This window comes from Rothia sp. 88186D007BW, from assembly GCF_053544215.1.
On sequence record NZ_JBPPTR010000011.1, the window covers coordinates 66856 to 89120 of the forward strand.

At 56.5% G+C, this 22265-nt stretch carries 19 protein-coding genes; all 19 read left to right on the forward strand.

Annotation, left to right across the window (positions count from 1 at the left end; genetic code table 11):
* The first annotated feature begins 17 nt into the window (after positions 1-17).
* The 19 genes from rsmH to ACEE09_RS07700 all read left to right on the forward strand — a co-directional run bounded on the left by rsmH (position 18) and on the right by ACEE09_RS07700 (position 22255).
* Positions 18-1013, forward strand: coding sequence for a 16S rRNA (cytosine(1402)-N(4))-methyltransferase RsmH (rsmH, locus tag ACEE09_RS07610; RefSeq protein WP_449083515.1), 996 nt, complete (start codon positions 18-20; stop codon positions 1011-1013).
* Positions 1010-1690 carry a hypothetical protein gene (locus ACEE09_RS07615; RefSeq protein ID WP_449083517.1) on the forward strand — a complete coding sequence of 227 codons (681 nt, stop codon included), beginning with the start codon at positions 1010-1012 and terminating at the stop codon, positions 1688-1690. The genes rsmH and ACEE09_RS07615 overlap by 4 nt, the downstream gene beginning before the upstream one ends.
* Before the next feature lie 116 nt (positions 1691-1806).
* Complete coding sequence (locus tag ACEE09_RS07620) at positions 1807-3663, forward strand: peptidoglycan D,D-transpeptidase FtsI family protein (RefSeq protein WP_449083519.1); 1857 nt, start codon at positions 1807-1809, stop codon at positions 3661-3663.
* A 69-nt stretch (positions 3664-3732) separates the two neighbouring features.
* Entirely contained in the window at positions 3733-5427 is a 1695-nt protein-coding gene (locus ACEE09_RS07625; RefSeq protein WP_449083520.1) for a UDP-N-acetylmuramoyl-L-alanyl-D-glutamate--2,6-diaminopimelate ligase, read from the forward strand.
* 15 nt (positions 5428-5442) lie between these two features.
* Positions 5443-7038, forward strand: coding sequence for a UDP-N-acetylmuramoyl-tripeptide--D-alanyl-D-alanine ligase (locus ACEE09_RS07630; protein ID WP_449083521.1), 1596 nt, complete (start codon positions 5443-5445; stop codon positions 7036-7038).
* 21 nt (positions 7039-7059) lie between these two features.
* The gene (mraY, locus tag ACEE09_RS07635; protein ID WP_449083523.1) at positions 7060-8178 is read left to right on the forward strand and encodes a phospho-N-acetylmuramoyl-pentapeptide-transferase; all 1119 of its coding nucleotides are present in this window, start codon (positions 7060-7062) and stop codon (positions 8176-8178) included.
* Positions 8178-9713: a UDP-N-acetylmuramoyl-L-alanine--D-glutamate ligase gene (gene murD / locus ACEE09_RS07640; protein WP_449083525.1), complete on the forward strand. Its 1536-nt coding sequence runs from the start codon at positions 8178-8180 to the stop codon at positions 9711-9713. The genes mraY and murD overlap by 1 nt, the downstream gene beginning before the upstream one ends.
* A 113-nt stretch (positions 9714-9826) precedes the next feature.
* Entirely contained in the window at positions 9827-11548 is a 1722-nt protein-coding gene (locus ACEE09_RS07645; protein WP_449083527.1) for an FtsW/RodA/SpoVE family cell cycle protein, read from the forward strand.
* A gap of 99 nt (positions 11549-11647) precedes the next feature.
* The gene (gene murG, locus ACEE09_RS07650) at positions 11648-12745 is read left to right on the forward strand and encodes an undecaprenyldiphospho-muramoylpentapeptide beta-N-acetylglucosaminyltransferase (protein ID WP_449083529.1); all 1098 of its coding nucleotides are present in this window, start codon (positions 11648-11650) and stop codon (positions 12743-12745) included.
* The gene (murC, locus tag ACEE09_RS07655) at positions 12742-14232 is read left to right on the forward strand and encodes a UDP-N-acetylmuramate--L-alanine ligase (protein ID WP_449083531.1); all 1491 of its coding nucleotides are present in this window, start codon (positions 12742-12744) and stop codon (positions 14230-14232) included. Before murG ends, murC begins: the two co-directional genes overlap by 4 nt.
* Before the next feature lie 74 nt (positions 14233-14306).
* Positions 14307-15170 (forward strand): cell division protein FtsQ/DivIB, encoded by an 864-nt coding sequence (locus ACEE09_RS07660; RefSeq protein WP_449083533.1) that lies wholly within the window; start codon positions 14307-14309, stop codon positions 15168-15170.
* Between the two features lie 195 nt (positions 15171-15365).
* Positions 15366-16574, forward strand: a complete 1209-nt coding sequence (gene ftsZ / locus ACEE09_RS07665; RefSeq protein WP_449083535.1) for a cell division protein FtsZ — start codon at positions 15366-15368, stop codon at positions 16572-16574.
* 120 nt (positions 16575-16694) lie between these two features.
* Positions 16695-17504 (forward strand): polyphenol oxidase family protein, encoded by an 810-nt coding sequence (locus ACEE09_RS07670; RefSeq protein WP_449083537.1) that lies wholly within the window; start codon positions 16695-16697, stop codon positions 17502-17504.
* A gap of 66 nt (positions 17505-17570) precedes the next feature.
* Positions 17571-18383 carry a YggS family pyridoxal phosphate-dependent enzyme gene (locus ACEE09_RS07675; RefSeq protein ID WP_449083539.1) on the forward strand — a complete coding sequence of 271 codons (813 nt, stop codon included), beginning with the start codon at positions 17571-17573 and terminating at the stop codon, positions 18381-18383.
* 157 nt (positions 18384-18540) lie between these two features.
* Positions 18541-19248 (forward strand): cell division protein SepF, encoded by a 708-nt coding sequence (locus tag ACEE09_RS07680; protein ID WP_449083541.1) that lies wholly within the window; start codon positions 18541-18543, stop codon positions 19246-19248.
* Positions 19249-19253: 5 nt separating this feature from the next.
* Positions 19254-19556, forward strand: a complete 303-nt coding sequence (locus ACEE09_RS07685; RefSeq protein ID WP_449083543.1) for a YggT family protein — start codon at positions 19254-19256, stop codon at positions 19554-19556.
* A gap of 305 nt (positions 19557-19861) precedes the next feature.
* Entirely contained in the window at positions 19862-20572 is a 711-nt protein-coding gene (locus tag ACEE09_RS07690; protein ID WP_449083545.1) for a DivIVA domain-containing protein, read from the forward strand.
* Positions 20573-20729: 157 nt separating this feature from the next.
* Positions 20730-21302: a signal peptidase II gene (lspA, locus tag ACEE09_RS07695; RefSeq protein WP_449083547.1), complete on the forward strand. Its 573-nt coding sequence runs from the start codon at positions 20730-20732 to the stop codon at positions 21300-21302.
* Positions 21302-22255 carry an RluA family pseudouridine synthase gene (locus ACEE09_RS07700; protein WP_449083548.1) on the forward strand — a complete coding sequence of 318 codons (954 nt, stop codon included), beginning with the start codon at positions 21302-21304 and terminating at the stop codon, positions 22253-22255. The genes lspA and ACEE09_RS07700 overlap by 1 nt, the downstream gene beginning before the upstream one ends.
* Positions 22256-22265: the final 10 nt, after the last annotated feature.

Sequence of the window (22265 nt, forward strand, 5' to 3'; positions counted from 1 at the left end):
AACGCGAGGAGCAGACCTTGACTCAGGTAGAGAACCCCTCACCCGGCAAGGACGCCAAAGACAGGCACGTGCCGGTCATGCTTGACCGCTGCCTGGACCTCCTTGCGCCCGCAATCTCCCGCCCCGGGGCTGTCGTCATTGACGGAACCCTCGGCATGGGAGGCCACTCAGAAGCCATGCTAGAGCGCTTTGAAGACCTCACGCTCATCGGCATCGATCGTGACCTCATGGCCCACAAACTCGCAGGTGAACGCCTAGCCCGTTTCGGTAGCCGTTTCATCCCGGTACACGCTGTTTACGATGAGATTCCCCGGGCTATGGCAGAAGCCGGCGTAGGTCAGGTAGACGGTGTTCTTTTTGACCTGGGTGTATCGTCCATGCAACTTGATGAGCGTGAACGCGGTTTCGCCTACTCTTACGATGCTCCGCTTGATATGCGCATGGATAACACTGAAGAGCTCACCGCCGCTATCGTTGTCAACACCTACGACGAAGCAGAGCTGCGCCGTATTATCCGCCAGTGGGGCGAAGAAAAATTTGCCGCCCGTATTGCCTCCCGTATCGTTGCGGCCCGTACCGAGCGTCCTTTTGAAACTACCGGCCAGCTGGTCAAGGTCATTCAGCAGGCTGTGCCGGTGGCGGCCCAGCGCAAGGGCGGGCACCCTGCCAAACGTACTTTCCAGGCCCTGCGTATCGAGGTCAATCATGAGCTAGATGCTCTTGAGCGCGCCATACCGGCAGCAATTGACGCCCTCAACCTGGGCGGACGCTGTGTAGCTATGAGCTACCACAGCCTAGAAGACAAAATCGTTAAACGAGCTTTCACCGCCCGGGCTACCTCAAGTGCTCCCAAGGGCTTCCCCGTAGAGCTTGAAGAACATAAACCCGAACTCAAAATCATTACTCGAGGTGCTGAGCCACCTACCGAGCAAGAGATTGAAGAGAACTCGCGGGCAGCGTCCGCAAAACTTCGGGCAGCAGAAAAAATCAAGACACCAAAGGCAACACGATGAGCGCGGAACCCCGTTTCCCCACCTCACCCGATAGCGGGCAGCTGACCAAGCCCCGCCTGTCTGTGGTGCGCGATGAGCCTCAAGAAGCTACCCCCGCCCGCCGCCCGCTCTCACGTTCTCGCTCTTTGCGTGCTAACTCTAACCGTTGGCGTGTCTTCATGGCCCTAGGTGCCATGCTTGTTGCCCTGCTGACCGTGCTGGTGCTCAGCATTGTTATGGCCTCACGCCAGTACGACTTGGTAGAGTTACGAGCCCAAGAGCAGGCCTTGATTCAGAACAATGAGGCTCTGTCTCAGGAAATTGAATTCCATCAGGCTCCGCAGGATCTAGCCATCCGAGCCAGCCAGCTAGGGCTTGTTGCAGCTTCAAGCCAGACAACCATCGATCTGCAAACCGGCGAAATTACCGGTACCCCCCTTGCGGCGGTTGAAGGTGAAGCAGTAACAAAGAACCTGATTGCACCCCCTGCCCTAGCCGATACTCAGGCCTACGAAGAGGCCAGTGCCCGTGCTGAGGAGCAGCGCAAGAAGGAAGAAGCTAAAGCGAAGGCCTCTGCTGAGGCATCAGCCAGCGCGGCTGCATCGGCCAGGGCACAGACCTCAGCTTCTGCCAGTGCTGCACCTGAGGCTCAGGCCTCAGCCCAGCCCTCTGCTGCGGCGAGTGCAGGTAACCGGTAGCTAGTGCGTGGGGTGGTGTCTGCCCTGATGGTGGGCACCTGTTCCTGTGATGAGCCGGTAAGTACATCTTGTGGTGAGCAGGCCACGGTGAAAGAGCGGAAGAGGATAAGGGGACGATGAGCGGCACTGAGCGCAATGAATCTGTGCAGAGAATCAAAAGCACCGTTGGGCGGCGCGGTTTTATTGCCGGTACTTTAGGTATGGGCGGTCTGGGCCTGGTTGGTCTGCGTCTTGCCTGGTTGCAGGGTCTTGACCCCAACGGTCTTGCAGAAGCTGCTAAGGCTCGGCGTACTCGTATCCAGACTATCCCGGCCTTGCGTGGAGAGATTCTTGATATTAATGGCAATGTGCTTGCCCGTAGTGTTCAGCGCTATAACATCACTGTCGATCAGTCTGCTGTAGCTAATTTCAAGCGTTATACCGAGGGTAGCCGCGACCCGGTAGAAGTCACCCCCACAGAGTTGGTCTATGAGCTGGCTGACATTCTGGAGATGAGTGATGCTGATGTGAAAGCGGCCCTTGACGGGGATCTCAAATACAAAATTGTTAAAGAGAACGTCACTCCTGCCCTCTACAACAAGGTAGACGCCCTGGGAGCGCCCTACATTTATGGTGAGATTCTATCTGAACGGAAATACCCTAATGGCCAGGTGGGTGGCTCAGTGGTGGGGCGCTTCAGCATTGTTGAAGAAGCGGTAGAAGGCACGAGTGGCGAAACTCAACTGGTCAATAACTCAGTGGGTATTGAGCGCACCATGGGGGACCACCTGGCCGGTACTGACGGGGAGCGTATCTACGAGATTTCAGCTGATGGTATCCGTATTCCTATTGGGGATGAGCAAAAAACTCCTGCTCAAGATGGTAAGAGTGTGCGGCTCACCATTAATCAGGACGTCCAGTATTTTGCGCAGCAGGTGGTCAAGGCCCGTGCTGATGAGCTGAAAGCTGAGTGGGGTACGGCTGTTGTGATGGACGTCCGTGACGGCTCAATCTTGGCGCTGGCAGATTCTTCGACGATGGACCCAGGTGCTGAACGTTTTGAGCTAGCCGATATGAACCCGCGCGCTATTACACAGGTTTTTGAGCCAGGTTCTACTGAAAAAATCTTGACTACTGCTGCTGTCTTTGAAGAAGGTATCGCTGAACCGGAAACAGTGTACGATGTGCCTGCTGAGCTGGAAATTGACCGGCAGACCATTACCGACCCCTTCGTCCACCCTGCCCAGAAGCGCACCGTTGCCGGTATCATCGCTGACTCGATGAACACCGGTACCGTCATGATGGGGAGCAAGCTCACCAAGGAACAGCGTTATAACTGGCTCAAGAAGTTTGGCATGGGGGAGTTCACCGGTATTGAGCTAACCGGCGAATCCCAGGGCCTGGTCACCGATTGGAAGGACTGGGATATCCGCCAGCAGTACAATGTGCTTTTTGGCCAGGGCGTGGCCCAGTCAGCCTTGCAGACCTCTATGATTTTTCAAGCTATGGCCAATAAGGGGATTATGCTCAAGCCCCGCATCATTGATGCTGTGATTGATACGGACGGTACCGAAGAAGTCCGCGAGGTCGCTGAAGGTACCCGCATGGTGAGTGAAGAAACCGCCCGGAAGACCCTCCAGGTCATGGAGGCTGTCGTGTACCAGGGTGGTGGTGGTGCGAAAGGTGCCCAGATTAACGGCTACCGGGTCGCCGGTAAGACCGGTACCGCAGAAAACGTGGGCGAAGGTTCTAGCACCTATGATGGCTGGACTACCTCTTTTGTGGGGGTCGCTCCCACCGAGGACCCCCGCTTCCTCGTATCGGTTACTATGCACCGCCCGAAAACCACGGCATCGGCTGTTGGCCTGGCAAATACCACAGCCCAGTTTGCAGAAATTATGGAGAAAACCCTGCACATCTATAATGTGCCCCGCTCCACAACGGAGCCGCAGGAGACCCCTAAATTCGCTGAGGGACATGACGAAAACGGCTAAAGTAGACCCTATTAGCACTCGCGCCACACCGCGCACCTTAACATAGACCGCCCATTGGAGGGAAAGCCCGTGACACAAAACCGAGCACTTGATGGCAGCGCCCAGACGTTGCGCCCCCGTCAGGTTACCGAGCGCACCTGCGCTGAGGTCGCCGACTGGCTGACCGAGGTGGGGTTAGGAGCGCAGCTGGTGCAGGCGTCCGTCCGCCCCATCACGGGTATCACTATGGACTCCCGTGAAGTGCAGCCTGGTGACCTCTATGTTGCCCTGGGCGGAGCAAAGGCCCACGGTGCGTCCTTTCTTCCTGCTGCAATCGAGTTGGGGGCGTCCGCCCTGCTGACCGATGAAGCGGGCCTTGAGATTGTGCGCGAGCTGGGTATTCCCGACGACCTGGGCGTAGTCACCACCAACCAGGTGCGAGCTGCTGTCGGCCCGCTCTCTGCTCGCATTTACGCTTCTCAGCCCAGTGGCGGGGGAGCACCCCGCCTCTTTGCGGTGACCGGCACCAACGGTAAGACCACCACTACCTACATGACCAACTCAATCATGCAGGCGCTGGGGCACACTACCGGCCTGATTGGTACCATTGAGATTCTTGCCGGCGGGCAGGCTATTCCCTCTAAGCTCACCACCCCTGAGTCCCCCCACGTGCACTCCCTCATTGCCCTGATGCGCGAGCAGGGTATTACCAGCGCCGCGATGGAGGTGTCATCGCATGCCCTGGACTACCGCCGCGTCGATGGCATTCGCTATGACGTTGCGGGCTTTACCAACCTCACTCAGGACCACCTGGACCTGCACGGCACCATGGAAAGCTACTTTGATTCCAAGGCCGAGCTCTTCACCCCGGCCCGTACCCGTCGCGCCGTTATCACTGCCGATGACCACTGGGGTCTTGACATGGCAAAGCGCGCGGTTCAGGCTTTGGGGGCCCGCGCTGTGGTTCGCCTCTTTACCAACTTCGGTGCCGGTTACGAGCCGGGGGAGGACGCTCTCACCTCCCTTGCTGCCCAGGACTGGGCCCTGGTGCAGGTAGAGCGCTCCGGTATCGGCCACTCCTTTACCCTGCGCCGTGGCGACGGTTTTGAACTGCCCAGCGCCACCTTGCTTCCAGCTGATTTCAACGTCTCGAACGCTGCGCTGGCCGCCGTGATGGTTTTTGAGAGCGCCCGCGACGGGCTAGAGCGCGAGCGCATCACCGAAGTGCTGGCTCGCACCGAGACCCTGACCCCCGTTGTGCCCGGTCGTATGCAGCTGATTTCCACCGAGCCCACCGCCCTGGTGGACTTCGCCCACAACCCCGATGCCCTGAAACGTGCGCTTGAAGCAATCGAGCCGGCAGATGAGGACGGCAAGATCATCATTGTTTTTGGTGCCACCGGCGAGCGGGATCAGACCAAGCGCCCCTTGATGGGGGAGGTTGCGGCCACATACGCCGATATTGTGGTGGTGACCGATGATGACCCGCACAGTGAAGACCCAGCCCCGATCCGGCAGACTGTGGAGGCAGGGGCCCTGGCCGCTGTGGATACTGGTGCGCGGGCTCAACGGGTGCTGAATATTGCGCCTCGAGCAGCAGCCATTGATGAGGCTATCGCCCTAGCTGGCCCCCAGGATTCGATTCTGGTGGCGGGGCGAGGCCATGAGGTGGCTCAGGACGTTGCAGGCACTGATATTGACCTTGATGACCGTGTAGAGACTGCCCGGGCCTTGCAAGCTGCTGGTTTCAGTGTGCTTCCGGCTTACCAGTACCACCAGCAGTAACCTAAAGGTAAACCTATGATTGAACTTTCAGCGCTTGAGATTGAAGAAGCCGTAGCAGGCACCCTCTTAGGGGTAGAACCTGCTCAGGCGCCTCATCTGACCTGTACTTCTGCTACTACCGATTCACGTGAGGTAGGCCCTGGGTGTCTCTTTATCGCCAAACCGGGTGAAGTGACCGACGGCCACAACTTCCTCCCTGCCGCCTTTGAGCAGGGTGCCTCTTTAGCTCTGGTTGAACGTGAAATTCAGGACGCTAACGGTCAGCTCTACCCTTCAATCCTGGTGGATGATGTGGTGCTGGCCATGGGACGTCTGGCCTCCTATATCGTGGATCGCTTGCGTAAGGGCGGTAAGGTGACGGTCGTGGGTATCACCGGCTCTGCGGGTAAAACTACCACCAAGGACCTACTGGCAGCTATTTTTGGGGCAGAGGGCAAGACCGTAGCCCCCATTGGTTCTTTCAACGGTGAAGTGGGGGTTCCCCTTACTGTATTCCGGGCAGAAGAAGACACCCGGTACCTGGTTATTGAAATGGGCGCTGACCGGGTGGGCAACATCAAATACCTGACCGATATGATCTCACCTGACTACGGGGTTGTGCTCAAGGTGGGTACAGCTCACGCTGGTGAGTTCGGTGGCGTCGATAACATCGAAGCAACTAAGGGAGAGATGGCTGAGGGCGTGCGCCTGGGGCTGGGCCTCAACATGGACGACTACCGGGTGCGCCGCATGATTAACCGGGCTTCTACCCCCGTCACCTACTTTGGGGTTGAGGGGCGCGAAGCTGAGCTGACCCACACCGCTAACCCTGGTGTTCACGAAAATCGCATAACAGCTTCACAGCTGACCACCACCGATGAAGGAAAGCCTGCCTTTACTCTGACCTTCCCTGAGGGGCAATCCTACGAGGTTAGCTCCCAGCTCATTGGTGAGCACCATGTCTATAACCTGCTTGCGGCAGCTACCGTCGCCTACCAGGTAGGAATTTCTCCCCAGCGGATTGTAGAGCAGCTCAATACCGCAGGTGCTGCCTCCAAATGGCGGATGCAGCGCACCGACAGAGCTGACGGCGTGACAGTCATCAACGATGCTTACAACGCTAACCCCGAGTCCATGACCGCAGCTTTACAGACTCTGGCCCAGCTGGGCCGTCTGCCCTCAGCCCACCGCACCTGGGCGGTGCTCGGTGCCATGCTGGAACTGGGGGACCAAACCCTAGCTGAGCACGACCGAATCGGGCAGCTAGCGGTACGCCTGAATATCTCTAAGCTCATTGCGGTAGGCCAGATCGCCAAGCCCATCTACAACACCGCCCACCTGGAAGGGTCCTGGGGCAAGGAGGCAACCTGGGTGCCCAGCACCGAGGAAGCCTTCGAACTCTTGAAGGGCGCTCTAGAGCCAGGCGATATCGTCCTCTTTAAGTCCTCGAACGGGGCTGGACTGGGGCTGCTGGGGCAAAAAGTTGCTGACTATGAGGGGAACCTCACCCAGCATGAGCCTGATAGTGGGAATTCACAGCCCTGGTTAAGCTCCGGTGACTTCATACAGGCACTAAACTCAAACAATGGCGCCCAGCCCGATGCTGCCGCCACAACTACAGACAACTCATAACCGGGAAGGCACAAACACCGCATGATTTCCATCCTGTTGGCTGCCGCTTTCGGCCTGATCATCTCGATCACCGGAACCCCGCTTTACACCAAATGGTTGGTGAAGCAGCAGTTCGGCCAGTTCATTCGCGAGGACGGCCCCACCTCCCACCAGACCAAGCGGGGCACCCCCACCATGGGCGGCGTCATGATGATGGCAGCAACCGTCATCGGTTTCTTCCTGGCCCTGGCACTCTCATCCCTGCTAACCGGTAGCGCTGTGGCCCCCTCCGCTTCGGTGCTCCTTGCTATGTTCCTCATGCTGGGTATGGCCGCTGTTGGGTTCATCGATGACTTCCAGAAAATCTGGAAGAAGCAAAGCGAGGGCCTGACCCCCAAGGGCAAGATCGTACTCCAGGGGCTGATTGGCACTCTCTTTGCTGTGGGTGCCTTGCTGATTAAGGACGAGCGGGGCTGGTCACCTGCCTCCTTCAACCTTTCCTTCACCCGCGATATCCCCTGGCTGGATCTGGCCTTCGCAGGCCCTGTTGTGGGTATCATTCTCTTCATCATCTGGGCCAACCTGATTGCAACTGCCACCACTAACGCAGTGAACCTCACCGACGGTCTCGACGGCCTAGCAACCGGTGCGGCCATCATGGTCTTTAGCGGTTACCTCCTGATTTCTATGTGGCAGCAACAGTACCTGTGCGCCCCAGGGGCCGCAGATGCCCTGTGCTACCAGGTGCCCGCGTCTGGGCAGATGGCCATGCTAGCGGCCTCACTGATTGGTGCCCTCATTGGCTTCCTCTGGTGGAACACTTCACCTGCCACTATCTTCATGGGTGATACCGGCTCCCTGGGCCTAGGTGGGGCCCTGGCGGCTTTTGCCATCATCACCCGCACCCAGATGCTGCTGCCCATTATTGCCGGCCTCTTCGTGATAATCGCTATCTCCGTGATTCTGCAGGTAGGCTACTTCAAGCTCTCAGGCGGCAAACGTATTTTCCGCATGGCACCCCTACAGCACCACTTTGAGCTCAAGGGCTGGCCTGAAGTGAACGTGGTCATCCGTTTCTGGATCCTGGCGGGCCTCTTTGTAGCCATCGCCCTAGGCATTTTCTACAGCGACTGGCTAGTAAATAACGGGAGCGTCTTCTAATGCAGGCAAGTAACGCAAACCCCATCTACGGCTATGAGCGTCTTGAATCGCTCACCAGCTGGGAATCTGACTGGGCCGGCCTGCGCGTTGTCGTTGCAGGCCTAGGCGTCTCTGGCTTCTCGGCCGCTGATACCCTCATAGAGCTAGGTGCCCGCGTCCTCGTCGTTGACGGTAACGATAACGAGGTCACCCGCGGTAAAGCCGACACCCTGAAAATTGTTGGTGCAGTTGGCTCCGTACTGGGCGCCGGAGCCATGGAGGCCCTACCCCTGGTAGAAGGAGAACCAGCAGAACTGGTTATCACCTCACCGGGCCTTGCCCCCACCACGGGCATCTTGGCTGATGCCCTCACCCAGAAAATTCAGATCTGGGGCGATGTAGAACTGGCCTGGCGTTTGCGTCAGCGCCAAGGGCGTAAAGTTGCCCCCTGGCTGGCTATCACCGGCACCAACGGTAAGACCACCACAGTGGGCATGACCGAATCTATCCTGCAGACAGCAGGCTATAAGGCCATTGCCGTGGGCAACGTGGGCACCCCCATCCTCGATGCCCTACGCGACCCGGTTGACTATGACTTCTTCGCCGTTGAGCTCTCCAGCTTCCAGCTGCACTGGACCTACTCCATGTCACCACTCGCTTCTGTGGTGCTCAACGTGGCTGAAGACCACGTCGACTGGCACGCTGGCTACCAGAACTACCTGGCCGATAAAGCCCGTATCTACGAAAACACTCAGGTCGCCTGCATCTTCAACGCCAACTACCCCGAAATTGTGCAGATGGTTGAAGAGGCGGACGTCCTTGAGGGCGCTCGCGCTATCGGCTTCTGGGCGAATACCCCTGGCCTGTCGATGCTGGGTGTCATTGATGGGCTGCTCATTGACCGGGCTTTCCTGGATAACCGCCGCAACCAGGCCCTGGAACTAGCCTCTGTATCAGATACCGGCCAGTTACCTACTAAGCACACCGTAGAGAATGCCCTGGTTGCTGCTGCCTTGACCCGGGCTGCTGGTATTGAACCTGAACAGGTGAAGGCTGGCCTGCAGAATTATGAGCCTGGGGCTCACCGTATTCAACTGGTGGCTAATACGCACGGGGTGCTGTGGGTTAATGATTCTAAGGCCACTAACCCCCACGCAGCTCATGCTTCACTCTCATCTTTCAACCCTGTTATCTGGGTGGCCGGTGGCCTGTCTAAGGGCGTGACCTATGATGAGCTGGTCGCTGAGCACAAGGACCGTCTCAAAGCGGTAGTCATGATTGGCACCGATACCGCAGCCTTGGTTTCAGCTCTTGCAGAGCAGGCCCCCCAGGTGCCGGTCTACAAGATCAGTGAGAGCCCCCTGCTGGCAGATCCCAGTGATGGGCAGGCTGTCATGAGACTAGCAGTTGCCAAGGCTCATGAGATTTCGGAACAAAATGACACCGTGCTCATGGCCCCCGCGGCAGCTTCCATGGACCAGTTCGCCTCATACGCTGACCGCGGTAACGCCTTCATTGATGCTGTGGCCGATTTGGTCAATCAGATTAATTCCTAAAACCTACGATGCGGAGGGCGGGCCACCAGCAGCTGCTGGTTCCCACCCTCCTTCACCTTTAACCGCACCTACAGCGGGGCGTCCTAACCTGAGAGAAGAGAAACGAAAAGATTATGAGCCTGGCATCAGAATCCCGTTCCCAGCATGGCCCTGGCTTGATTCGGCGTGCCTGGGGTATAGCCCGCAGCACCTGGGAGAACGCCCAGGTACGTTTAGGGTCCATGGTCTTGGCCGATGTGCCTATCGTGCTGGTGGTTACTGCCACCGTGCTCACCCTCTTCGGGGTGATGATGGTGCTCTCAGCCTCCAGTGTGGAACAGATTTCAGCCGGGGCTGGGCCCTTTAGCCAGGCCCGCTCTCAGGCCATCTTCGCAGTCTTGGGCCTGGCTGCCATGGTGGTGGTGGGCTACCTGCTACCTGTTACCCTCTACCGGCGCCCTGGAGCCGCACATTTCTTACTGGTTGTAGCGGTAGTGGCACTGATTGCCGTGATTTTTGCGGGTACGACCGTCAACGGTAACCGCAACTGGATTAACATTGCTGGCTTTTCGATTCAGCCCTCAGAATTTGCTAAGCCCATCACAATTCTGTGGCTCGCTTCGGTGTATTCTCGTCAGGGCCGTATTCACCGGGGAACCTTGGCTCAGACCGCCTACAAGGGGCTCATGCCTGCTCTCTTAGGCTTTGGCCTGGTGGTCATCCTGATTCTGGCCGGGCACGATGTGGGCACGGTGCTTATCTACGCCCTTTTCTTTGGAGCAATTTTCTTAGCAGCCCGCCCCTCTCGCGGGCTGGTGACCATTAGCGCCGGTGTGGGGGCTTTCGCTGGCATCATGATGGTAGCTATTAGCCCTAACCGTATTGAGCGTCTTTTCAACACCTTTGCTTTTTGGCGAGACTGCGTGGAGGCTACCTGCGACCAGGCTAATTCTGGTCTAGCTGCCCTTGCAACCGGCGGTTTCTGGGGTGTGGGGCTGGGCCAGTCCCGTCAGAAGTATAACTATCTGCCAGAGGCCCATAACGACTACATTTTTGCGGTGGTCGGTGAAGAGCTGGGGTTGATTGGTGCTATTGCCGTTCTGCTTTTGTACGCGGCTTTGATTTACTGCGCTATGCGCATTATGCTGCGGTCATCTGACCTCTTTATCCGCTATGCCACTATCGGCATTATCACCTGGATTGCCGGTCAGGCCCTACTGAACATCGCCATGGTAGTAGGAATCATGCCTGTGATTGGTGTTCCTCTGCCTTTCATCTCTGCAGGTGGTTCGGCCCTCATCTCCTCCCTGATCGGTATCGGAATTCTTATTGCCTTTGCCCGGCAGACCCCTCTCAACCCGATTGTGGGTGAGCGTACTGGCATTGCCAATAGCAAGCTGCAAAAGGACGCCGCCCGTCGTGTTGCCCTGGTCCGTATTGCTGAGCAGGAGCAGGCTGTCATTGCCGCTGACCCCGATGGTACTGGCTGGACCCTCGAAAAGTTTATGACCCGCTTTGGTGCTTTGATTGATGGTCGCACCTCTGCCAGCCCTCGGGCCTCTGCGCCTCAAGGAGGGCGGGGGAGCACCCGTGCTGTGCGCCCTTCAGCAGCTACAGCGCGTCCTTCTTCCCAAGCTGTCCGCAGGTCGGCTCCGCTGTCGGCTGAAGCTAGTACCGAGGCTGCAAGAGCCCGCCGTTCTCGTTCGGTGAGTGGGGCCCGGTCTTCTGCCAGCGTGCAGCAGGCTCGTAGTCGTGCCACAGCTGATCAGCGCCAGCGAACCGAGCAGACCCAGCGAACCCAGCGAACCCAGCGAACCCAGAAAACCCAGCGGGCGGCTCGTCCCCATCAACGCTAAGAGGGTAAGGTGCCTCACGGCTATGGTGCCCAAGGTGTGCCTCTAGCCCATTGCGCGTAAACTAAGGGGCGTTATAGAACACTAAGGGAGTGAAACCTGATGACCCACGCACCCACTGTCGTGCTCGCAGGTGGCGGCACAGCCGGGCATATCAACCCCATGCTGGCCATCGCCCGAGCTCTCCAGGAGCGCGAGCCCGATGTCACCATCATGACTGTCGGCACCGAAAACAGCATGGAAGCCCGGCTAGTACCTGAAGCAGGTTTTGACATCAGCTTTATCCCCAAGGTGCCTTTCCCCCGCCGCCCGAATCTTGACGCCCTCAAATTTCCTGGGCGTTTCCGGGCATCACTCAAAGCAGCTGAACAGATCCTAAGAGAGACCGGGGCTGATGTGCTGGTGGGAGTAGGCGGCTATGTCTGCACCCCCATGTACCTGGCCGCCCACAAGCTAGGTGTCCCTGTGCTAATCCACGAGGCAAACGCTAAACCGGGCCTGGCTAACAAGGTCGGTGCCAAGAAAGCTGCCCTGGTAGCTACTGCCTTCCCCGATACCCCTATCGCTGGCGCTCGCACGGTGGGCATGCCCATGCGTCAGAATATTGCTGATCTTGACCGCGCTGCTGAGCAGGCTGCGGCCCGGGAGCGTCTGGGCCTTGATTCGGCTTTGCCGACCGTGGTGGTTACAGGCGGTTCCTTAGGGGCCTTGAGCCTTAACCGGGCCGTTGCTGAGATTATTGATGAGATTGCCCCTGGCGGTTATCAGCTCTTGCATATTACCGGCCGCGATAAGGCGGTTAAGGATGAGTCTGGTCAGTTGCGCTCTGCTCCTGGCTACCGGCAGGTTGAGTTCATTACCTCGATGGAAGATGTGTATGCTGCCGCTGATCTGATGATTGTGCGTTCGGGTGCTGCTACGGTGAGTGAGGTTGCTGCGGTGGGTCTGCCTGCGATCTTTGTGCCGCTTCCGATTGGCAATGGTGAACAGGCCTTGAATGCTCGTTCTTTGGTTGCAGCTGGGGCGGCTCTGCTCGTTGATGACTCAGATTTCACTGGGAGCTGGTTTAGGCAGAATGTGCCTTCTTTGCTTACAGACACCGATAAACTTACTGACATGGCAGAAAAGTCCTACCGGCACGGCATTCGTGATGCCGCGCAGGTTATGGCAGATGAAGTACTGAAGGCGGCCCGCGCATGAGCACCTCAATGATGGATCTTTCAATTAATCTCCCTGCACCCTTGAACCCTCCTTTCCCTGAGCGTCCGGCTCTTGCTACTTTGGGGCGGGTACATTTTGTGGGTATTGGCGGCGCTGGCATGTCTGCTGTTGCGCGGCTGATGTTGCGGGCCGGTATGGCGGTCAGTGGTTCTGATCAGGCTGAGGGTGCGGCTCTTGAGGGGCTGCGTGAGCTGGGTGCCCGGGTGTCTGTGCCGCAGGCTGCTGAGAATATTGAGGGCGTTGATACTGTTGTGGTATCAACTGCGATTCCTGAGGATAACCCTGAGCTGGCTGCTGCTCGTGCCCGTGGTCTGCGTATCGTGCACCGGTCTGAGGCTTTGGCGGCGACTATGCGAGATTCTAAGGTGATTGCGGTTGCCGGGACCCACGGTAAGACCACCACCTCATCTATGATTTCTGTGATGCTGGACGGCCTGGGGCTAGACCCTTCTTTTGCGGTGGGTTCTACTATTGCCGGGTATGGTACTAATGCCCATTTGGGTGCTTCTGGCCCGGAGTCTTGGTTTGTGGCTGAGGCTGATGAGTCTGATGGCTCATTTGTGCGTTACCGCCCTGAGATTGCGGTGATTACCAACGCTGAGCCTGACCACCTGGATTTTTATGGAACCAGTGAACGGGTTTTTGAGGCTTTCCATCGGTTTATTGCCTCTCTTGCCCCGGGCGGTGTTCTTGTGACCTGCTCAGATGATGCCGGTGCCGCTGCCCTAGCGGCTAAGGCTGCGGACGCTGGTGTGCAGGTTGTGACCTATGGTGAAGGGGAGGACGCTATGGTGCGTCTAACCGGTATCACCTCTGAGGGTACGGATTGTTCTTCGAACCTGCTGTGGGATTTTACGGTGGGTGGTCAGCAGTTTGCGGGGCAGATTACTGTGACTTTGCCGGTTCCTGGTATTCATAATCAGCTCAATGCCACTGCTGCTTTTATCTGCGCCTTGTTAGCTGGTGCTAGCGCTGAGGATGCTGTGAAGGCTTTGGCCTGTTTCTCGGGTACTGATCGTCGTTTTACTTTGCGTGGTGAAGCTGCTGGGGTCAAGGTTTTTGATGACTACGCTCATCACCCTACTGAGGTGCACCGTGCCTTGGAGACCGGGCGTACGGTTGCTGCTGGGCATAATCTTTACGTGATTTTTCAGCCCCATCTTTTCTCTCGTACTCAGGAGTTCGCTACCGAGTTTGCTCAGGCTTTGTCTCAGGCTGATCGTAGCTACGTTCTTGATATCTACCCGGCTCGTGAAAAGCCTATGGAGGGTGTGACTAGCCATCTGATTACTGAGGCGGGTTTCTCTGAGGTGCATTTTGCTCAGAGTGCTGAGCAGGCTATTGATGCTGTGGTTGCCGCGGCTTTGCCTGGTGACATCATTATGACTGTGGGTGCCGGTGACGTGACCGTTTTGGGGCCCCGCCTGGTAGATAAGTTAGCTGCACGTGAAGGTGCTGCGCTCTAGTGGCTGGTGAAGAGAAATCTCAGAAGAAGGTGGGCGCGTGGGGTAGTGGTGCGGGGAAGAAGCCTCGTATTCGCTTGAACTCTCCTAAAGTCAGTCAGTTGCCAGATGCTGGCGATAGCCTGGTGGATATTTCTGAAAATAGTCGTTTTGCTCAGTGGCGCCGTGCTCAGGAAGAGGATAAGCGCCAGGGGCAAGAAGAGGCTCAGAGTCTTCCGTCTGCTCCTGTTCCTTTGCGTCCTTCTCATCGTGCGGTGGGGGGCTGGAAGAAGTGGGTGTATGGGTTTGGTGCCTTGGTTCTTGCTGCCGCGGTTTTTGTGGGGCTTGTCTTTTTCTCGCCTCTGTTGGCTACTCGGACGATTACGGTGCAGGGTGCCTCTTTGTTAGATGAGGAGGCTGTGCAGCAGCAGCTTGGTCAGTTGGAGGGGGTACCTATGACTCGTATTAGTGAGTCTGAGGTTGCTTCTCTGATTGGTCATGAGCAGGTGCTTTATGGGGTGAGTTTGCAGGCTCATCCGCCTCATGAGTTGGTGGTGCAGTTGCATGAGCGGGTGCCTGTGGCTGTGGTACAGAATGAGGGCAGTTTCGTGCTGGTCGATGATGAGGGCGTGCAGTTGGGCACGGCAGCGTCTGTTGAGGACGCTGGTGTTCCGCTGGTTGCCGGTGGCTTGGATATTTTGGGCTCGGCTGCTTTTAACACTGTTACTGGGGTGTTGGCTGCTTTGCCTGGCTCGATTCTGTCTCAGGTGTCTGAGGCTAAGGCTGATTCGGCCTCGACTATTACTTTGGAGATGGTTGATGGTACTCGGGTTGTCTGGGGAACTCCCGAGGAAAGTGACCTTAAAGCTAAGGTGTTAGTTCAGCTTATGGACTCAGTGGGTAGTGAGCAGGCTGTAGAGACCTATGATGTGTCGAGTCCTTTGGTGCCCACGGTCAAATAGTTTCAACTTCTACCTGAAGTTTTCTCTCGACCTTGATATTTTCTGAGAAAAATAAGATCAGGGGTGAAACGAGGGCGACATTGCAAGGTGAAATTGATAATCTTTCATTGATTGAAACAAATAGGTTTACTCCAATCTCAACTTTCACTCTAAGGTTGAGGTGGTTTGAAACAAGCACAAATGAGTAGGGAATCCATGGATACAGCAACTCCCCAGAACTACCTGGCAGTCATTAAGGTCGTCGGTATCGGCGGCGGTGGCGTCAACGCTGTCAACCGCATGATTGAGGTTGGTCTGCGTGGCGTTGAATTCATTGCGATCAACACTGACGCTCAAGCTCTGCTGATGTCAGACGCTGACGTCAAGCTTGATGTTGGTCGAGAACTGACCCGCGGTCTGGGTGCAGGCGCCAACCCCGACGTTGGCCGTCAGGCAGCAGAAGACCACGAACAGGAAATCGAAGAGGTGCTTAAGGGCGCCGATATGGTCTTCGTGACCGCAGGTGAAGGTGGCGGCACCGGTACCGGTGGTGCTCCCGTCGTTGCTCGTATCGCTCGCTCCCTAGGTGCTCTGACCATCGGTGTTGTTACCCGTCCCTTCACCTTCGAGGGCCGTCGTCGCTCTAACCAGGCAGAGACCGGTATCGCAGCTCTGCGCGATGAGGTTGATACCCTCATCGTTATCCCCAACGACCGTCTGCTCTCCATCTCAGACCGCAATGTCTCCATGCTCGACGCTTTCAAGTCAGCAGACCAGGTTCTTCTCTCCGGTGTTCAGGGCATTACCGACCTCATCACCACCCCCGGCCTGATTAACCTGGACTTCGCAGACGTCAAGTCCGTGATGCAGGGTGCAGGTTCAGCTCTCATGGGTATCGGCTCAGCCTCTGGCGAGGACCGCGCCGTCAAGGCAGCCGAGCTGGCAATTGCTTCACCCCTGCTCGAAGCATCCATCGACGGCGCCCACGGCGTTCTGCTTTCCATCCAGGGTGGCTCAGACCTTGGCCTCTTCGAAATCAACGAAGCTGCCCGCCTGGTGCAGGAAGTAGCACACCCCGACGCCAACATCATCTTTGGTGCCGTAATCGACGATGCCCTAGGCGATGAGGCCCGCGTGACCGTGATTGCCGCAGGTTTTGACTCCGTCAACCCCGAAACTAACTCCAACAACGCTAACGCCGCAGCTAACCAGGCTGCTCGCACCCAGCAGAACTTTGGTGGCGCTTCAGCCGCACCTGCTGCTGCCGCAAGCTTCGGTGCAGCTCCTGCCGCAGGTAAGGGCTGGGATAAGGGTAATAACGACCTTCCTACCAACGCTGGCTTTGATGTTGATCTACCTCCGGTCGTTGAGGACTCCCAGTCAGCACGTCGCGACACTCTCGATGTGCCCGACTTTCTCAAGTAATAATTACAGGCCTACACCATAGGCCGGGACTTCTTGCCTCAAGAACTGAGAGGGGGTGAAAGCTAATCCTAGCTTTCACCCCTTCTTCGTTCTCTGGCCCTGGTTTAGCACGAAAGGTAGATGAGGCCTGTGGCTGACTTTCTGTTCTCCCACCAGCAGGTCACTCTGGCCGGTGGCACCCTGGTTAACGTGGCCTTTACCTCTGCTACCGCCGGCAACCTGGGGTTGCATGTGGGCAATAATAGTGAAGAAGTCTTAGCCAACAGGAAGGCTCTTGATAAAGAACTTCTAGGAGCTAAAGCATCTTGCGGGTTTATCTACCTTAACCAGGTGCATGGCACAGAAGTCTACTGGGCGGACGCACCCCTCCATGCCGGAAAAGCTGGCCAGGAGCAGAGCCCTGAGCAGATTCTTGTTGCTGCCCCTGTTGCCGATGCTGCTGTGTCCTGTGAAGGTAGACCGCTGGCTATTATGGTGGCTGACTGTATTCCCCTGGTCTTTGTGGGCGAGCATGCTCAAACAGGCCAGCCGGTCTTGGGCGTAGCTCATGCTGGGAGGCGGGGTCTGCTCGATGGGGTGATTGAACAGCAGGTTGAAGCTATGATTCAGGGCGGAGCTAGTAAGATCCAGGCCTGGGTGGGCCCTTCAATCTGTGGGAACTGCTACGAGGTGCCTGAGAGTATGAGGCAGGAGTCTGCTGAGATTCTGCCGTCGGTCTATGCCACAACTTCTTGGGGTACTCCTGGCCTTGATCTGCCAGCTGGAGCTCGTGCCGTCCTCGCCTCTTTGCCACAGGTAACCGGCGTGCACAGTGACCTTGCAGCCTGTACTTTTGAAAATGAAAACCTCTTCTCCCACCGTGGCCATACCCAAAAACAGGAGCCAGCAGGGCGTATTGCGGGTTTGGTCTGGGTGGAAACTGATACCTAAGTAGCTAGGCTGCTTACCCCATCAATGATAAAAGTAACCCCTATCACCCCTTCTAAGGAAGGAAATATGACCCTCACTTACACCCCTGAGCGTCGTGCAGAGCTCAGTGAACGTCTTGCCCTTGTACAGTCCCGCATTCGCCATGCCGCAGAGGATCTCAGCGGCGCGCGAACCGCTTCGTCCGCCCTGCCTGAACTTATCGTGGTCACTAAATTTTTCCCGGCTTCAGATGTTGCCGCTCTTTATGATGCCGGGGTGCGTGCTGTGGGGGAGAACCGGGACCAAGAGGCGGCGGCTAAAGCACAGGAACTGATCGACTATACAGGCCACGATGACCCCTTGCGGTGGTCCTTTATTGGCCAGTTGCAGACCAATAAGGCTAAGTCTGTGGTGCAATATGCCCATGAAGTGCAGTCAGTTGATCGACCTCAGCTAGCAGATGCTCTCTCTAGGGCCTATAACAATCGGGTGGTCCGCTACGAGAACGGTGAGGGTAATGCTCCGGCCGCTCTTGCCCACAAGGGTCTGCGGTGTCTTATTCAGGTGGGGCTAGATACAAGGGTAGAAGCTACCGCCGGCCAGGCGGCCCTGGGGGCTCGCGGGGGCGTGGACCCTGCTGAGATTCTCACTCTTGCCGAGCATATCAGTTCCTTGCCTGGCCTTACTGTGGGAGGGCTGATGGCAGTTGCCCCTCTGGGGCAGGACGCTGCCGCCGCCTTTGAGAGACTGTACAGCTACTCCCAACACTTGCAGGAGCACTACCCCCAGGCGACTACTATTTCAGCGGGTATGAGCCATGACTTGGGTGAGGCGATACGCTGGGGGGCTACCTCAGTGCGGGTTGGCTCTGCCATTATGGGCTCACGCCCGGCGCTCTAAATGCAGGTGCCCATAATTTACTGGGAATACTGAGGTTTCCCTTGGGCTTGTCTGCGAGAAAGATAGGCAACTTTTTGGTACCGTAAAAAGTTGATAGACACAGAGGTTTATAAGCCCCCGCCCCTCGGCGGAAAGGCTACTCAAAGGGAGGGCAAGAATGGCTCGCACACTACACCAGGCAATGGCCTACTTGGGCCTGGGGCAGGTTGAAGACGAAGCGCCAGGAGCAGAGCGGCATCAGCGCCGCCCTGAAACGGTTTATGAAGAGACCGTGTTTGATGCTGATGATGAGTACGATACTTACCCTGATGATTTCGCCTCAGATGAGAGCCCGGCACATATCGCATCCAGTGCCGACCGCGACGTCCTTTTGGATGTGTCATCTCAAACTTCTCGGCACCAGGGGGCGCTTGACTCCGGTGCAGGTAGTGTTTCTGCAGCTGAAGCCCATGATCAGCTTCTTGAACAGGCCGAAAGTACTAGTGCTGATTGGGGTTTCCCTCTTGCTGGCCAGCAGAAAACAAGCACTATGTCATCTCATCAGAACCCCTCATTCTCCCAAGAAAGCAGCGAAGAATTGCGCCGTATCACAACCATTAAACCCCGCTCATACAACGATGCTAAGACTGTTGGTGAGTCTTTCCGGCAGAATCTTCCTGTCATTATCAACATCACCGAGATGAGCGAGATTGATGCCAAGCGTCTTGTTGATTTTTCCTCTGGTTTAGCTTTTGCTTTGGAGGGCACAATCGAGCGTGTCACCGATAACGTTTTCCTGCTTTCTCCCGCTGACGTTGAAGTTATAGACCCCAATCGCGGTAAGAAGCAAAAGGACGAGAACCAAGACCCCTTTGATCAGGCTTAAGTACGTTGGGTTATCTCGTAGCTCTTCTAGCCATTGCGGTCTATCTGCTGATTCTTGTGTTCATGATTCGCCTGGTGTTTGACTGGGTGCAGATGTTTGCCCGCTACTGGCGGCCTCGCGGGGTAGCTCTGGTGGTTGCCTCCTTGGTGTATGCAATAACTGATCCGCCCATGAAGGCCGCTCGCCATCTGATTAAGCCCATTAACCTGGGCGGTATCTCCTTGGATGTGGGTTTCATGGTTTTGCTCATAGTTCTCTGGTTTGCCCATGTGTTTCTGGTTAACCTGGCTCAGGTCTTGTCAGCCTAGGGTGCTCTGTAGTGCTTCCTCTGGTGGGTAGAGAGCCTTGAGTGTTTTATTGACTGTCTGTCAGTAAGTATGAGTTTTGTCCCCCAAAATAGTGACGTGACCAGTAGCTCACATATAACAGGGCCTAGAGTGTTGCGCGGTGCTCCGTTGCCAGGTAATTTTGTGTTGTAGAAAATAGGGAACAGTCCGAACTTTTAGCGCACTGAAAGTTCGAGCTTCATGCGCCTGATTCCAGCACACACACTGCGCACCGGTAATACTACGGGCTAAGCATAAAGATTTTTAGAAAATAGAGGTGAACAACCGTGGCACTCACTCCTGAGGAAGTAATCAACAAGCGCTTCCAGCCGACTAAATTCAAAGAAGGCTACAACCCTGAAGAAGTTGATGATTTCCTTGATGAGATTGTCATTGAACTACGCCGTCTGAACGCCGAAAATACAAGCCTCAAGCGCCAGCTTGAAGAGGCTGAGGCAAAGATTTCACTGGCACCTGCTCAGCAGGAAAGCGGCACCTTAGAAGAGGCCGAGACCGTAGCTGAGAATCAGCCCGCAGTTGTAGCTTCTGCCCCCGCAGCAGCTCCAGCCCCTGCCGCCGCTGAACCTACCTCATCACCCTCTAGCTCTAGTGCAACTGGCCTGCTAGCAATGGCTCAGAAGGTACACGATGACTATGTCTTTGAGGGTAAGCGCGAGCGGGAACGCCTCATCACCGAAGGCCGCGAAGAGGCAGCCCAGCTGGTTTCAGAGGCTCAGGAACAGTCAGAGCGTGTTCTGGGTGAGCTTGAAAAGAGCAAGAGCGATTTGGAAGTTTCTGTTGCTAAACTGCGTTCCTTTGAGAACCAGTACCGCACTTCTTTGCACGATTACTTGAACAAGCAGCTGGCTACTCTTAAAGAGACTCCTGCTCTAGAGCCTAAGGCTGAGGGGGATCCCGTTGAGGTGGCAGCGCCAGCGCCGGCTCAGGGTTTTGGAACGTTCACCCCGACTAATGGGGCTTTTGGTAAGAACTCCTAAGCTTTCTGCTGCTTAGGCAGTAGTTTGGTGGTCTTCAGGCGGCTCCTCTGGTGAGGGGCCGCCTGAGATGTTTAAGATACTGGTTTGTGGTACCGGCTATGGGGTGAACGCGATAAGCTGGTGTGTGCAGTTTTGACTTTTGGAGACAGGGAGCACGGTGGGTAACACCCGGCAGGAGGGCACAGTTTTGGTGCCTGTGCGTACGATTTCTGGGGTGGCTAAGACCCTGCTGGCCCTAGCTTTATTTGCCCTGGTCTATGGGGCTGACCAGTGGGTTAAGTACTTGGTAGAGACCACTATGACGCTTGGCCAGACCATTACGGTTATTGATGGGTGGTTGTGGTGGCGTTATTACCTGAATCCGGGGGCTGCTTTTTCAATGGGTGAGGGTTCTACCTGGCTTTTTACCCTGATTTCGGTGGTGGGTGCCTTGGTGGCTTTGACCTTAGTGGTGCGAGCTAAGACCCTGCCCTGGGTGATTTTGCTGGCTATTTTGGCTGGCGGTATCGTGGGGAATTTGCATGACCGTTTGTTCCGTGCGCCTGGTTTTGGTCTAGGGCATGTGGTTGATTATATTTCTGTACCAAATTTTGCGATTTTTAATATTGCTGATGCTGCTATTTGTGTCTCGATGGCAGCGATTGTTTTGCTGACTTTTCTGGGGTATCGCTTAGATGGCCGGCGTGAAGTACGAGCCGATAAGGCCACGAAGAAGGAGGTTGAGGTTTAGTGTCTGAGAAGGTTGAACTGACATATGTGGTGGGCGCTGACCAGGCCGGTGCCCGTCTTGATACTCTGCTGGCGGATGTGAGCGGCCAGTCCCGCACAACGGTCAGTAACTGGGTTAAGGACGGGGAGGTGCAGCTTCTTGATGCTCAGGGCAGGCCGGTGAAGGTTAAGGCCTCCTCTAAACTTCTGGAGGGAATGACTGTGCAGGCTGCCGGTACCCCGCCGCGTGATCTAACCCAGATTGAGGCTGAGCAGGTGGATGGTTTTTCGATTGTCTACCAGGATGATGACATTGTGGTGGTTGATAAGCCCACCGGGGTTGCGGCACACCCGTCGATGGGCTGGCATGGGCCTACTGTGGTGGGGGCTTTGAAGCATGCTGGTGTTGATATTGCTACCAGTGGCGCTGCTGAACGCCAGGGCATTGTGCACCGTTTGGATGTTGGCACTTCTGGGCTGATGGTGGTGACTAAGAACGAGCGTGCTTATTCGGTCATGAAAAATGCTTTCAAGGACCGTACTGTCACCAAGATTTATCACACTCTGGTGCAGGGTCTACCTGACCCGCTGAAGGGCACCATTGATGCCCCTATTGGCCGTCACCCTGGGAGTGAGTGGAAGTTTGCGGTCAATGAGGATGGGAAGACCGCTATCACCCACTATGAGGTGCTTGAGGCCTTTGGGCCAGCGTCCTTGGTTGAAGTGCATCTGGAAACCGGGCGCACCCACCAGATTCGTGTGCACTTTTCAGCTTTGCGCCACCCCTGCGCCGGTGATTTGACCTACGGGGCGGACCCTGCCATGAGTGCCCACCTGGGCCTTACCCGTCAGTGGTTGCACGCCCACCGTCTGGGCTTCACCCACCCTACCAGTGGTGAGCAGGTGGAGTTTGAAAGCCCTTACACCCCTGATCTTCAGTACGCTCTTGATACCCTGCGCGAGGGCAACTTCTAGAGCCCGACGC

Excerpts from the sequence above, each read along its gene's own strand:
- ACEE09_RS07670 (WP_449083537.1), top strand. The coding sequence starts at position 16,695 with ATGAGGCCTGTGGCTGACTTTCTGTTCTCCCACCAGCAGGTCACTCTG.
- murG (WP_449083529.1), top strand. The coding sequence starts at position 11,648 with ATGACCCACGCACCCACTGTCGTGCTCGCAGGTGGCGGCACAGCCGGG.
- ACEE09_RS07675 (WP_449083539.1), top strand. The coding sequence starts at position 17,571 with ATGACCCTCACTTACACCCCTGAGCGTCGTGCAGAGCTCAGTGAACGT.
- murC (WP_449083531.1), top strand. The coding sequence starts at position 12,742 with ATGAGCACCTCAATGATGGATCTTTCAATTAATCTCCCTGCACCCTTG.
- ACEE09_RS07615 (WP_449083517.1), top strand. The coding sequence starts at position 1,010 with ATGAGCGCGGAACCCCGTTTCCCCACCTCACCCGATAGCGGGCAGCTG.
- ACEE09_RS07645 (WP_449083527.1), top strand. The coding sequence starts at position 9,827 with ATGAGCCTGGCATCAGAATCCCGTTCCCAGCATGGCCCTGGCTTGATT.
- mraY (WP_449083523.1), top strand. The coding sequence starts at position 7,060 with ATGATTTCCATCCTGTTGGCTGCCGCTTTCGGCCTGATCATCTCGATC.
- ACEE09_RS07680 (WP_449083541.1), top strand. The coding sequence starts at position 18,541 with ATGGCTCGCACACTACACCAGGCAATGGCCTACTTGGGCCTGGGGCAG.
- murD (WP_449083525.1), top strand. The coding sequence starts at position 8,178 with ATGCAGGCAAGTAACGCAAACCCCATCTACGGCTATGAGCGTCTTGAA.
- ACEE09_RS07620 (WP_449083519.1), top strand. The coding sequence starts at position 1,807 with ATGAGCGGCACTGAGCGCAATGAATCTGTGCAGAGAATCAAAAGCACC.
- ftsZ (WP_449083535.1), top strand. The coding sequence starts at position 15,366 with ATGGATACAGCAACTCCCCAGAACTACCTGGCAGTCATTAAGGTCGTC.
- ACEE09_RS07630 (WP_449083521.1), top strand. The coding sequence starts at position 5,443 with ATGATTGAACTTTCAGCGCTTGAGATTGAAGAAGCCGTAGCAGGCACC.